This window comes from Pseudonocardia wallangbongensis (assembly GCF_054486945.1).
The window spans coordinates 58,425-71,386 of sequence record NZ_JBRERS010000010.1 but is presented as its reverse complement, the minus strand read 5'-3'; the positions used below and the strand labels follow the sequence as shown (position 1 = coordinate 71,386).

The window sequence follows — 12,962 nt, the reverse complement described above, 5'->3', positions numbered from 1 at the left end:
TGTGCAGCTCATGCGCTCAGCGCGTAACGGACCGGACACGCGGCGCGAGCGACTCCCGCGGGGTCGCAACGCCCGAGGGGGAGACGCAATGAACGCCGGCATCGTCCACTTCGCGCCCGATGCCTATCCCCGCGTCCTCGCCGGGCCCCCGGACGCCCTGGACGTCCTGCTCCCGTTCCGCATCGAGAGCCGCGCGCCGATCGTCGCCTACCGGCTGCAGGCCGAGGTGGACGGGCGACCGTGGTCGACCCGGGCCCGGATGCGCCACATCCGCGAGGGCTTCGCCGACTGGATGCGCCACCAGATGCGGGCCCAGGGCCAGTTCCGCTTCGAGCACCTGCCCTACTACGCGGGCCTGGACGAGGCGCTGCGCAGCGGGGCCCAGTACCTGGAGGCACGGCTACCGGCGGTGCCGGCGGGGGCGCGGATCACCTACTCGCTCGAGGTGACCTCGTCCCCGGGCGAGCAGGTCACCTCCGCGACCTACACCACCGTCGCGGTCGCCCCCGACTTCACCCGCGACGACATCCGGCGCATCTTCATCCCGCAGCCCGGCGCGGCGCTCGACGCGTGGGTGCTCTACCACCGGCGCACCCCCGACCGCGACGAGATCCGCGTCGACGTCGTGGACCTGTTCGCCCACCGGCAGGACCGGCCCGACCTCGCCGTGCAGATCGGCGACCGGATGATCGACCTGCGCGCGCCGCAGCCCGACCCGCTGCCGCTCGTCGACCTCTCGGCCGACTCGGTCACGGTGGCCGTGCCGCGCACGGGGGATGACCTGCCGCCGGTGGTCGTCACCCACCACGGGAGGGCCGTCGAGGTCGACCTGGCCGAGCGCGCGGAGGTCGGGAGCGCCCGGGTCGTGTTCGTCAACTTCGCGATCCAGGGCCTCAACGACCTGTTCGCCACCGCCGACGACGACTACCCCACGCCGCGCACCTATGCGCAGGTGACGATGCGGGATCCCGCCGCGAGCTACAGCAGCCGGCCCGGCAGCAAGGAGAGCAACACCGGCGACGGGTACGCGTTCACCCTCGACTCGCACCGCCACTACGGGATCCCGCAGATGTGGGCGATGAACGGCGGGCTGCTCGACCTCCTCGCCCACGACTGCCCCGAGGACCTCCGGCAGATGCGCCAGGACGTCCGCGACGGCCTCCTCGTGCCGGTCGTCGCCGGGTTCGGGGCGCACCGGCTGCCCTACTACACGGCCGCGACGAACCTCGACGCGATCACGCTCGGCTCCGACGCGATGCGCGAGATCCTCGGGGAGACCCGGCCCGTCTACTACCCGGACTCGCGGATCGTCACCGACCGGCCCAACGTCGTGCAGGCGCTGCAGAAGGCGGGCATGCAGTTCCTCGTCGTCGACGGCGGGCACCGCGAGAACGGCGAGGAGGACACCGCCACCGTCGTCCGCAACGCCGCCCCGCCGATGGGCCGGGAGACCGACGGCCGGTGGGTGAGCTGGCAGTACCTGTGGCGCGACCGCACGAGCGGGCTCAAGGTGCTGTTCATCGACCCGGAGATGAAGGACAAGCTGCTCGGGGCCGACGACCGCGACGCCGACCGCGGCAAGGTGGCGTACGACCTGCGGCGCAAGTTCATCGAGCTGGCCGCGCAGCCGCAGCTGCGGCGCGGCAACCTCCTCGTCTACTCCGACGACGCCGACAAGGCGAGCGGCAACGGCTGGTTCGACGGCGTCTACCACGGCGCCGAGCTGCAGTTCAACCAGCGCTACCAGGCGACGCTGTCGTGGCTCGCCGCCCACCCGTGGGTGCAGGTGGTCACCACCGACGACCTCGGCGACGCGGACTGCGTCGGCGACCTCGACCTGGTGCGCGCGTCGGACCCGTACATCGAGAAGGAGTGGCGCCTGCACCTGGACCCGGTGGCGGGCCACGACTTCGGGCTCGCGTTCGACACGTGGTACGCGGCGTGGGCGCGGACGCGGGTGGCGTGGCTCGGGGAGGACCTCGAGGCGGTCTCGAAGCGGGCCGAGCGGGCCATCGCGGCCTGGCCCGCCGACTGCCGGAACCAGCTGTTCGACCTCGCCCGGCTGTACTTCACCCTCAACCTGCACGAGTCGCAGTGGTCGAAACGCGCCCGGGTGCCCGAGAACGAGCCCGGGGGCGTCGAGGCGGAGGACTTCGTGGTGGCGGAGTCGCTGCAGCTGCGCAACACCCACGTCTACCTCGCCGCCGCGGTCTGGGCGGCATGGGCGCAGCGCGGGCCGGAGGGGGCGTTCCGCGACGCCGGGCCCGTCGTCGGCCGCGTGGCGCAGCTGGAGGACGTCGTCGACCGCGACACGCCGCCCGCGTGGCGCCGGGCGCCGGGGCTGCACTGGGACCACGACCCGCTGCCCAGCGTCGTGCTCCACAACGCGCAGGCGCTGGTGGTTCTCGACCGCAACGGCGGCCGGATCACCCACCTGTTCTGCATGGCCGACGGGCATCCGTACTCGGTGAGCGGGACGTGCAAGGCCTACCAGTTCCTCGACATGGACTGGCCGTCCGACAGCGGGGTGCAGTGCGACGGCATCGTGCTGCAGAACACCGTGTGGACCCCGAACCACGGCTACGTCGCCTGCGACGTCGACCCGAGCCGGGGCACCACCGGCACCAGCCCGGCGGGCGACGCCGCCTTCGACTGGTACTACCCGGACAACTTCAACGCCTACGACGAGGTCGAGAATGCGGACGCGGTGGCCGTCACCTTCGAGTACGGCGAGGGCAGCCCGCCGGAGGACGCGCCGGACAACCTCCCCGACCTCGAAGCGAGGCTCGCGGAGGACCACCGGGCCAAATGCGCCGGCGAGCGCGGCGTGGTGGAGCACGACGTCGAGGCGTTCGGCCGGTTCCGCAAGACCGTGCGGTTGGACGGCCGGGTCGTGCACGTCTCCTACGCCGGCACCCTCCCGGGCCACCGCGTCGCGAACGAGTTCTGCGTGGACCTCTGGGCCGCCGCGATGCAGGGGAGGCGGCAGACCGCCACGGTGGCCCCGGACGGCCGCAGCGCCGAGGTCGTGAACGACGCCGGGCTCGCCGTCCGGCTGGAGCTCGGACCGGGCTGCGAGTTCTCCGCCGCCGCTCGCGCGCCGCACGACCCGCCGACGGTCGCGACGCTGCGCCTGCACCGGGTGATGACGGACGACCTGGAGATCGTCGCGCCGGACGGCGGGGACTTCGACTACCGGATCGTGCTGCCGGGGTAGGGGCAGCAGCATGCTCCGGCTTGCCGGGCCTCCGGAGGCCGGTTTCGCGGACTTGATCGAGGCTTCGGCGCGAAAACGGGCGGAATCGGCACGAGAACGCGCCCAATCGCCGATCATGGGCTTTGGGCCCTGGTGATCGCCGCGGTAAGGCGCGGAATTGCTGGTGGGCCTCCGAGTGGACACCCGCCACCGAGCTCAGCGCGAGGCCCCGGCCCGCCGCTTGTTGTAGATGTCGAAGGCGACGGCCAGGAGCAGCACGATGCCCTTGACCGCGGACTGGATCGGCTGCTCGATGCCCATGAGCTGCATGCCGTTGCTCATGACCGCCATGATCAGGCCGCCGACGACGGCGCCGACGACGGTGCCGACGCCACCCGTCACGGCCGCGCCGCCGATGAACGCCGCCGCGATCGCGTCGAGCTCGAACATGTTGCCCGCGCCCGGCTGGGCGCCGTTGGAGCGGGAGGAGAAGATGATCCCGGCCACGGCGGACAGGACGCCCATGTTGACGAAGATCCAGAAGTTGACGGCCCGGACCTTGACACCGGAGAGCGTCGCGGCCGACAGGTTGCCGCCGATGGCGTAGACCTGCCGCCCGAACACCGAGCGCCGCGTCACGACGCCGTAGGCCATCACCAGCACGGCCAGGATGATGAGCACGACGGGCAGGCCGCGGGCGTTGGCGAGCTGCCACGCGAAGTACATGACGACCACGCCGACCAGCACGATCCGCGCAACGAACAGCGGGAACGACTCGACCGGCTGCTGGTAGGTGACCCGGGCCAGCCGGGTGCGGAAGCCGCTCACCGCGTAGCCCGCCACCGCGATCGCCCCGATGACCAGCGTGAAGACGTCGTATCCCGGGCCGCCGAAGAGGCCGTTGAGGAAGCCGGTCGCCACCTCCTGGTACTCCGCGGGGAACGGGGAGAGCGAGATGTTTCCCAGCACCTGCTGGGTGAGGCCGCGGAACAGCAGCATGCCGGCGAGGGTCACGATGAACGCCGGGATGCCGACGTAGGCCACCCAGAACCCGTGCCACGCGCCGATCACCACCCCGCCGGCCAGCGCGGCGATGATCCCCACCCACCACGGCATGCCGTGCTGGATGACGAGGACCGCCGAGATCGCGCCGGTGAGCGCCACCACCGACCCGACCGACAGGTCGATGTGCCCGGCGATGATCACGATGACCATGCCGATCGCCAGCACGAGGATGTAGGAGTACTGCAGGATGATGTTCGTGATGTTGATCGGGCTGAGCGAGACGCCGTCGGTGAGGATCGCGAACAGCGCGAGGATCGCCACGAAGGCGACGTAGATGCCGCTCTGCCGCAGGTTGCGGGTGAGCAGCTCGCGGATGTTGCTGGTGCCGGTGTGCAGCGCGACCGACGTGGTGGCGCCCTCGGACGCCTTCTCCTCGGGGGGTGCGGTCCTGGTCATGCTGCGGACTCCCGCTCCCTGGTCATGAGGGCCATCAGGTTCTCCTGGGTCGCTTCGCGCACCGGCACCTCACCGGTGATCCGGCCCGCGGACAGCGTGTAGATGCGGTCGCAGACGCCGAGCAGCTCCGGCAGCTCGGACGAGATCACGACCACGGCCTTCCCCGCCGCGACGAGCCGGTTGATGATCAGGTAGATCTCGTACTTGGCGCCGACGTCGATGCCGCGGGTCGGCTCGTCGAGTATCAGCACGTCCGGGTCGGTGAACAGCCACTTCGACAGCACGACCTTCTGCTGGTTGCCGCCGGAGAGCTTGCCCACGACGCTCATGACGCTGGGCGCCTTGATGTTGAGGTTGCGCCGGCTCTCCTCGGCGACCTTGATCTCCTCGTTGCCGTTGACCCAGCCGCGCGAGGAGAGCTTGCCGAGCGCCGCGGCGGAGACGTTGCGCCGGATGTCCTCGATGAGGTTGAGCCCGTAGCGCTTGCGGTCCTCCGTGGCGTAGGCGATGCCGTTCTCGATCGCCTCGGCGACGGTGCGCGTGCGCACCTCCTTGCCGTGCACGAAGACCTTGCCGGTGATGTTGCGCCCGTAGGACCGCCCGAAGATGCTCATCGCGAGCTCGGTGCGGCCGGCGCCCATGAGCCCGGCGATCCCGACGACCTCGCCCGCCCGCGCGGTGAGGTTCGCACCCTCGACGACCGTGCGCTCCTGCGTGGGGTGCCAGACGGTCCAGTCCTCGACGCGCAGCACCTCCTCGCCGGGTTCCGACTCCCGCTCGGGGTAGAAGCTGTCGAGATCGCGGCCGACCATCCCGCGGATGATCCGCTCCTGTGTGGCGTCCGGATCGCTCATGTCCATGGTCTCGACGGTCCGGCCGTCGCGGATGACGGTGGTGCGGTCGGCGATGCTGACGATCTCGTTGAGCTTGTGCGAGATCATGATCGAGGTGATGCCGCGCTCCTTCAGGGAGCGCAGCAGGTCGAGCAGGTGGGCCGAGTCGTTGTCGTTCAGCGCGGCGGTCGGCTCGTCGAGGATCAGCAGGCGCACGTCCTTCGACAGGGCCTTGGCGATCTCCACGAGCTGCTGCTTGCCGACCCCGAGCTGCCCGACCGGGGCGACGGCGTTCTCCGCGAGGCCGACCTCGGCGAGGAGCCGGGTGGCCTCGGCGTTCGTCTTGTTCCAGTCGATGAGGCCGCTGCGGCCCCTGCGCTCGTTGCCCAGGAAGATGTTCTCGGCGATCGAGAGGTGTGGGACGAGGGCGAGCTCCTGGTGGATGATCACGATGCCGACCTGCTCGCTGTCCCGGATGCCCGAGAACCGGACGGGCGCGCCGTCGTAGCCGATCTCGCCCTCGTAGTCGCCGGTCGGGTGGACGCCCGAGAGCACCTTCATCAGCGTCGACTTGCCGGCGCCGTTCTCACCGCAGATCGCGTGGATCTCGCCCCGCCGCACCGCGAAGTTCACATCGGCCAGTGCGGTGACGCCGGGGAAGGTCTTGGTGATGCCGCGCATCTCCAGGATGTAGTCGTCCATGGACCTCTTCGCTCTCTCGGGGCCGCCGAGGATCCTGCGTGGTTCGGCGGGCCCCGGCAGCATCCGCAGCCGGGGCCCGCCGCGCTCGGGTTCCCGGGTCAGCCGGCCTGGCCGTTGGCGACCTCCTGGGCCGTCCAGTAGCCGGTGTCGACGAGCTCGGACTGGATGTTGTCCTTGTAGACGGTCACGACCGGCAGCAGGTAGGACGGGACGACCTTGACCCCGTTGTCGTACGTCGTGGTGTCGTTGGCCTCCGGCTGGGTGCCGGAGAGGAACGCCTTCGCGGCGATGACACCCTGCTCCGCCAGCTTGCGGGTGTCCTTGAAGATCGTGGAGCTCTGCACGCCGTCGGAGATCAGCTTGACCGAGGCGATCTCCGCGTCCTGCCCGGTGACCACCGGCATCGGGTTGGCGCCGCTGTCGGTCGTGGGGCCGTACCCGGCGTTCTGCAGGGCGGTGATGATGCCCCGGGAGATCCCGTCGTAGGGCGACAGGACACCGTTGATCTTGGTGCCGTCGTTGTAGGCGGCGGTCAGCAGGTCCTCCATGCGCTTCTGGGCGGTCTCCTGCAGCCAGCGCTGGATCGCGATCTGATCGATCTCGGTCTGGCCGCTCTTGACGACCAACGTGCGGTTGTCGATCAGCGGCTTCAGGACCGACATCGCGCCGTTGTAGAAGTAGAAGGCGTTGTTGTCGTCGAGGGAGCCGGCGAAGAGCTCGATGTTGAACGGTCCGGTGGCCGAGCCCGGCGAGCCGTCGGCGTTCTTGATGCCGAGCCCCGTGAGGAGCGCCTCGGCCTGCGCGACGCCCACCTGGCGGTTGTCGAACGTGGCGTAGAAGTCGACGTTCGCGCTGTTGCGGATCAGCCGGTCGTAGGAGATGACCGGGATGTTCTGGGACTTCGCGGTCTCCAGCTGGCTGGTGAGGGCGGTGCCGTCGATCGCGGCGATGATCAGCGCGTCCGCGCCCTGGGTGATCATCTGGTCGATCTGCTGCGACTGCGTCGGGATGTCGTCGTTCCCGTACTGCAGGTTGACCTGGTACCCGGCCTCCTCGAGCTGCTGCTTGACCGAGTTGCCGTCGGCGATCCACCGCTCCGAGGTCTGCGTGGGCATCGCCACGCCGACGAGCAGGTCTCCCGGCTGCTGCTGGGCGTCCCCACCTGCGTCGCCGCCGCCCCCACCGGCGCCGCCGCCGGCGCAGGCCGCCAGCACGAGCGCCATGGCGGCGCCCGCGGCGACCAATCCGAGCTTCCTGTACACGTCTCCTCCTCGAGATGCCTGCCCCGAACCGAACGTGGGTCCCGCCTGGGGCGGGCGACCCAATGTGAGCGCTAACAGGGGTAGGCGTCAACCCCTCGGGCACACGCTGCCGTTACGGTCGGATAACGCCACCGCAACGCCTCACCCGTCCGGCGCTCGGCGTCACCGTAGCGCTCGCCGGGTGGGGACAACCCCCGGTGCGATCGGGGTGTCTGCGCTACTGATCCAACGGCCCCCGCCGACCACCCTCGAACCTGATCGAGGGGGCGGGATGGACGTCGCACTGCTGCTGCACAGCGCATGGTTGCTGCCGGCGCTGGCGCTGCTCGTGACGCTGGACGGGCCGTTCCCGGTGGTGCCGAGCGAGCCACTGTTGATGACGGCGTCCGCGGTCGCGATCGGCCGGCACGACGTGCCGCTGGCGCTCGGGCTCCTCGCCGCCGCGTTCGCGGGATCGGTGGCGGGCGACCACCTGCTCTTCATGCTCGGGCGCACCTCGCGCCGCCTCGCCCGCCCGGGGAGCAGCGGCATCGCGAGCTGGGTGCAGCGCAACATCGCGCGCCGGCCCGCCGTCACGATCGTCGGAGCGCGGTTCGTGCCGGCCGGCCGGCTGGTGAGCACGACGGCCGCCGGCCGCTACGGCCTGGCGCCGCGCCGGTTCCTGCCCTGCTCGCTCGCCAGCTCCGCGCTGTGGTCCGGCTACATGATGGCGGTCGGCCTGCTGCTGGGCCCGATCACCGGGGGCGATCCGCTGCGCGGACTGGTGGCCGGCATCGCCATGGGCGCGCTGACAGGAGGCGCCTTCGCGCTGGTGGAGCGCCTCCGCCGCCGCCCCGCTGCACGAACGGCACGCTCGTCCGATAGAGCGGGACGAGAGTGCCGTTCGTACGAGCGGGTCAACGGATGAGCGCCCGCCCGATGACCGAGATCAACCCCGCGACGCCCGCGACGAGGGCGGCCACGGAGAGCATGCCCGCGAACGCCGCCACCGAGGCGACACCGGCGATCGACAGCGCGACGAGGTGGACGCCGTTCGCCATGGCGAACCCGTTCGTCAACGGAGCCAGCACCGCGAGGATCGCGAAGCCGGCCAGCGCCAGCCCTAGCACGACGACGTGGTGGCCGCCGAGGGTGACGACCGAGGTCACCCGCGAGTAGCGGTCCAGCCAGTCGCCTGCGGCGATCATCCACGACGCGGCCATGACGTCCAGCGTCGCGACCACCCAGAGCAGCCGGCGGGCGCGGATCGGCAGCGGTACCTGCTGCGTGGACCGCGACTCGGCGGATCGCTGGAGCATCGCTCACCACCGCCAGACCGCGATCGGGAACCACAGGCTCGGCGTTCCGCGGACGAGCGGTGCGGTCGCGAGGACACCGAACACGATGGGGTCGAGCAGCGCGTCGAGAGCGCGAGCGGCGGCGGCCGGCGCGGCACCACTGCACAGCGAGTCGAGCAGCCCGGCGGCCCGCACCACCCCCGGGTGTGCGGGCGCCGGACCGACCAGCTCCCGCGCGACCTCGTCCGTGCACGTCCGAGGGCCGTTCCGCAGCAACGGCAGCAGCGAACGTGCGGGTCCGTCGGGGTCCAGCTCGTGGGCGATCGCCACCGCCTGGAAGCGCGGCCCCGAGGCGGCGACCTCCTCGAGCCGCCGGCGCTGCCCGCGAGGGAGCGCCGCCGGCCCACCCGCGCCCATCAGCGGGTCGCGGTCGGCCGGTCCGTAGAGCCAGGGGGTGCCCCGGTCCATGGCGACGACCGGGAGGTCACTCCACTCGAGTGCGATGGGAGCGGGCAGGTGCGGCCAGTTCCGGCGGACGCTGCCTGCGAGCTGCGTGAGCTCGCCGCACGAGGCGGCGGGCCGGATGTCGGGTGCGAGCACGGGTTCTCCATCTCAGAATCGGTCGGCGACCAGGGCCAGCACGAAGACGACCAGCCCGATCACCCCCGCGGCGAGGACGAGCACGGCCACGACCCCGAGCAGCGACGCGGTTCCGGCGACGGCAGCGACGACGACCGCGGCGAGCTCCGGGGCGCCGGCGCGCGTCAGCCAGCGGGTGATCGTGGCCGCGACCAGCAGGGTCGTGGCGCAGGAACCGGAGAGGACCAGCAGGAGACCGGGGTTGCCGAGGGTGGCGACGGAGCAGACGAGGCCGCTGCAGGGCGCGCCGCCGGTGAGCACGGCGATCAGCCAGGCGCTCAGCGCCCCGGTCGCGACGAGGACGACCCAGAGGGCGCAGGTGACCGGAACGCTCAGGGGCACCTGGACCCGGCCCCACGGAGTCGTCCGCGCCGCGAACGCGCCCAGGGCGTCCGGTTCGCGTCCGGGCAGGTGGTCGAGCGGCGGCAGGTCGGGCTTGAGACGTTCGCGGTCGAGCGACAGGCTGTTCATCGCACCTCCTGGGTCCGATTCCGCGTTCCGATCCAGGCTGAGGCAGGTTGCCGCGGTGGTGGGCGGATGGTCCCGCGGGGGCACCACGACACCTTGTGCGACGGCATGGAAGTGAGGCGGCAGCGCTGAACGCCGGCGTTCAACGGCCGAACAGGCGGCTGCCCCGCGACGTCCGCGTGCTCGTCTGCGCCGCATTCGTGATCGCGATCGGCTACGGGATCGTCGCGCCCGCGCTGCCGGTGTTCGCCCGGACGTTCGACGTCGGCGTCACCGCCGCGTCCGCCGTGGTGAGCGCGTTCGCCGTGTTCCGGCTCGCGTTCGCGCCGATCAGCGGGCGGATGCTGGCGCGGGCCGGGGTGCTGCCGGTGTTCTGCTGCGGGCTGTTGATCGTGGGCGCGTCCAGCGCGGCATGCGCGTTCGCCGCCGGCTACGGGCAGCTGCTGGTCTTCCGGGCGATCGGCGGTGTCGGCTCGACGATGTTCACCGTGTCGGCGGCCTCGATGCTGATCAGGATCTCGCCACCGGAGATGCGGGGCCGGGCGTCGGGAGCGTGGGCGACCGGATTCCTGCTCGGGAACATCGCCGGGCCCGTGGTGGGTGGAGCGCTCGTCGCGGTGAGCCTGCGCGCGCCATTCCTGATCTATGCCGGTGCGCTGTTCGGAACCCTCGTCGTGACCGGTCTGCTGTTGCGTGGGCGCGTCGCGGCGCCTCCCGCGCCGGAGCGGGCCGGTCCCGAGTCCCTGACCTTCACGGCCGCGCTCCGCCACCCGGCCTTCCGCGCCGCGCTGGCGGCGAACTTCGTCAACGGCTGGACGGTCTACGGGGTGCGGATCGCGCTCGTGCCGCTGTTCGTCGTCGAGGTGTTGGGACAGCCGAGCAGCTGGGCCGGACCGGCCCTGTCCGCGTTCGCCGCCGGCACCGCGGCCACGTTGCTGATCGGCGGAACGATGGCGGATCGGCGGGGCCGCCGGCCGCCCATCCTGATCGGGTCGGCGATCGTCGCGGTGACGTCGGTCTGGCTGGGCTTCAGCACCACGCTCATCGGACTGCTGTCCGCGTCCCTCCTGTCCGGCGCGGGCACCGGGCTGATGAGCCCGCCGGTGAACGCGTCGGTCGGGGATGTGATCGCGGCGAAGGGCCGCCACGTCGACGGCGGGACGACGCTGGCCGGTTTCCAGATGGTCGGCGATGTCGGTGCCGTCGCGGGCCCGGTGCTCGCCGGCGTGGTCGCCGAGACCGGCGGCTACCCCGCCGCGTTCGCCGTGACGGCGGTGATCGTGGCGGTCTCGTTCGTGAGCTGGCTCTTCGCCCCGGAGACGCTGCCCCGCTGACCTCGCCAGAACTCGCAATCCGGTCCCGAGTCATGGATCGTGGGTGGGGACGTGGAGGGGGTCCGCCGTCGATGGTGTGGGTGGACGTACCGGGTGGGGGCCCATGACCAACGCGGTACTCGTCACCCGCGTGCTCACGCGGGCCGACTGGCTGGTGCTTCGGGAGACCCGGTTACGAGCGCTCGGCGACTCGCCACACGCCTACATCGCGCGCTACCGGTCCGAGTCGCGGTGGAGCGAGCGCGAGTGGCGGGAGCGGTTCGACGACGCGGCCTGGGCGGTGGCGGTCGATCGGTTCGACGTGGTCGGGCTCGTCGGGCTGGTCGGTGGTCGGCCACCGGAGGCCCATCACGTCGAGTCCATGTGGGTCGCGCCCACCCACCGCCGCCGCGGGGTGTCCCGGATCCTCGTCAACACCATGGCCGACCTCGGGCGCCGGGCCGGGCTCACCCACTTGATGCTCTGGGTGCTGGAGGACAACGTCGCCGCGTGGCAGGCGTACGCCCGGCTGGGGTTCGTGCCGACGGGGGAGCGGCAGCCGATCGACCCGGCCGGGCCGCGGTTCGAGCGACGCCTGCGACTCGACATCTGAGCCGGGCCGCAGGTCACCTCACCTGCGCCCAGGTCGTGGCGCCCAGCCAGTCCATGGAATCGTGCGTGGTGCCGAAGCTGCCGAGGTCGATGCAGGTCTTCTCCCACGCCGCGATGTCGTCCCGCCACGCATCGAGGAACTGCACGCAGCGCTCGGCGCTGATCGCGTTCGTGTACAGGCGGTCGGCGGCGTCCAAGGACCTCATGGCGTCCGCCACGTGGGGGCTGCAGCTGAGCGAGTCGGTGAAGCCACCCAACCGCTTCTGCAGGTCCCGCAGGTCCTCCCGCCGGCCGTCGATGTAGCTCGACCAGTAGCTCTCGTTCGCGCAGCTGATGACCTCGTGGAGCGCGCTCACCGTGCCGAGGCGCTCCATGAGGGCGTAGAGGCCCTCGGCGAGGAGGTCGCCGAACTCCTCACCACGGGCCCGCGCCGCGTCGGCGAAGGGGTCGTACGGCTTCTGCCGGGCATCTCCCGCTTTCGCCAGGCTCCGCCGGGCGGCGGCCCCACCGAAGAAGAACCAGTCCTCGTTGTAGACGTCCGGGAAGAACGGCAACAGCAGGTCGTTGCCGTTCACCCCCAGCACCCCACCACTCACGAAGATGTCCTGGCGCAGCTTCGCGAGGCGGCGGGCGTGGCAGAAGACCGAGTTGTCCGGATAAGCCGGACAACTCATCCCGGCGAACTCGTGGTGGTCGAGCTGGTCGGTGACCCGGGCGAGGTCCGTCCTGCGGAGCGTGATGTCGTCGTCGACGAAGATGATCTTGCGCCAGCCGCGGAGCCGGGCCAGCAGCAGGCCGAAGTTGCGTTTGAGGCTCAGATCGCTCGTTCGCCCGCCGTTCGCCACGGCGAACTCGTCGGATGAGGTCTTGAAATCGAGCTCCGGCAGGCATCCGTCGTCGATCTGCACGGCGAGGGCGCGGGCGCCGTTGACCTTGCTCACCCGCTCGGCCACCCGGTCGATGGTGGTCTGCCGGCTGCACAGCACGACGAGCTGGCTCCCCAGGTCGGCGGCCAGCTCGATGAGCCCGGTCAACCCGGACGCCGGGCGCGTGGCGGGCACGATGATCGCATCGGGGCGGCCACGGCGAGATCCGCCCGACGGTGCCGGAGATGCCGAGACGTCGTGCAGCAGGTTCCTGTGCGAGGACAGGTGCCGAGGCGACGCACCCTTGCCGACGGCTCTGCCGCGCCGCTGCGC

The 12,962-nt window shown here is 71.3% G+C and carries 11 protein-coding genes; 4 read left to right on the top strand and 7 right to left on the bottom strand.

Going from position 1 to position 12,962, the window contains the following annotated elements; translation table 11 throughout:
* Positions 1-88 precede the first annotated feature (88 nt).
* Positions 89-3,217 carry a hypothetical protein gene (locus ACU436_RS30325; protein ID WP_459030426.1) on the top strand — a complete coding sequence of 1,043 codons (3,129 nt, stop codon included), beginning with the start codon at positions 89-91 and terminating at the stop codon, positions 3,215-3,217.
* Between the two features lie 195 nt (positions 3,218-3,412).
* Here ACU436_RS30325 and mmsB read toward each other — a convergent pair whose 3' ends face one another.
* The 3 genes from mmsB to chvE form a co-directional block, all read right to left on the bottom strand.
* Entirely contained in the window at positions 3,413-4,657 is a 1,245-nt protein-coding gene (mmsB, locus tag ACU436_RS30320) for a multiple monosaccharide ABC transporter permease (RefSeq protein ID WP_459030425.1), read from the bottom strand.
* The gene (gene mmsA / locus ACU436_RS30315; RefSeq protein ID WP_459030424.1) at positions 4,654-6,192 is read right to left on the bottom strand and encodes a multiple monosaccharide ABC transporter ATP-binding protein; all 1,539 of its coding nucleotides are present in this window, start codon (positions 6,190-6,192) and stop codon (positions 4,654-4,656) included. Before mmsA ends, mmsB begins: the two co-directional genes overlap by 4 nt.
* Before the next feature lie 98 nt (positions 6,193-6,290).
* Entirely contained in the window at positions 6,291-7,415 is a 1,125-nt protein-coding gene (gene chvE / locus ACU436_RS30310) for a multiple monosaccharide ABC transporter substrate-binding protein (RefSeq protein ID WP_459030674.1), read from the bottom strand.
* 310 nt (positions 7,416-7,725) lie between these two features.
* Between chvE and ACU436_RS30305 the strand changes: the two genes are divergently transcribed.
* Complete coding sequence (locus ACU436_RS30305) at positions 7,726-8,361, top strand: DedA family protein (protein ID WP_459030423.1); 636 nt, start codon at positions 7,726-7,728, stop codon at positions 8,359-8,361.
* Here the strand turns inward: ACU436_RS30305 and ACU436_RS30300 are convergent.
* From ACU436_RS30300 to ACU436_RS30290, 3 genes are read right to left on the bottom strand one after another with little or no spacing between them, the layout of a single operon-like run.
* Complete coding sequence (locus tag ACU436_RS30300) at positions 8,351-8,752, bottom strand: hypothetical protein (RefSeq protein WP_459030422.1); 402 nt, start codon at positions 8,750-8,752, stop codon at positions 8,351-8,353. The two genes, ACU436_RS30305 and ACU436_RS30300, sit on opposite strands and share 11 nt — an antisense overlap.
* A gap of 3 nt (positions 8,753-8,755) precedes the next feature.
* Positions 8,756-9,331 carry a hypothetical protein gene (locus ACU436_RS30295; RefSeq protein ID WP_459030421.1) on the bottom strand — a complete coding sequence of 192 codons (576 nt, stop codon included), beginning with the start codon at positions 9,329-9,331 and terminating at the stop codon, positions 8,756-8,758.
* A gap of 12 nt (positions 9,332-9,343) precedes the next feature.
* Positions 9,344-9,841, bottom strand: coding sequence for a hypothetical protein (locus ACU436_RS30290; RefSeq protein WP_459030420.1), 498 nt, complete (start codon positions 9,839-9,841; stop codon positions 9,344-9,346).
* A 176-nt stretch (positions 9,842-10,017) separates the two neighbouring features.
* Between ACU436_RS30290 and ACU436_RS30285 the strand changes: the two genes are divergently transcribed.
* Together ACU436_RS30285 and ACU436_RS30280 are read left to right on the top strand one after the other, a co-directional pair.
* Positions 10,018-11,172: an MFS transporter gene (locus ACU436_RS30285; RefSeq protein ID WP_459030419.1), complete on the top strand. Its 1,155-nt coding sequence runs from the start codon at positions 10,018-10,020 to the stop codon at positions 11,170-11,172.
* Between the two features lie 103 nt (positions 11,173-11,275).
* Complete coding sequence (locus ACU436_RS30280) at positions 11,276-11,764, top strand: GNAT family N-acetyltransferase (protein WP_459030418.1); 489 nt, start codon at positions 11,276-11,278, stop codon at positions 11,762-11,764.
* Between the two features lie 13 nt (positions 11,765-11,777).
* On the opposite strand, the gene ACU436_RS30275 is transcribed toward ACU436_RS30280, so the two are convergent.
* The gene (locus tag ACU436_RS30275) at positions 11,778-12,824 is read right to left on the bottom strand and encodes a hypothetical protein (protein ID WP_459030417.1); all 1,047 of its coding nucleotides are present in this window, start codon (positions 12,822-12,824) and stop codon (positions 11,778-11,780) included.
* Positions 12,825-12,962 lie beyond the last annotated feature (138 nt).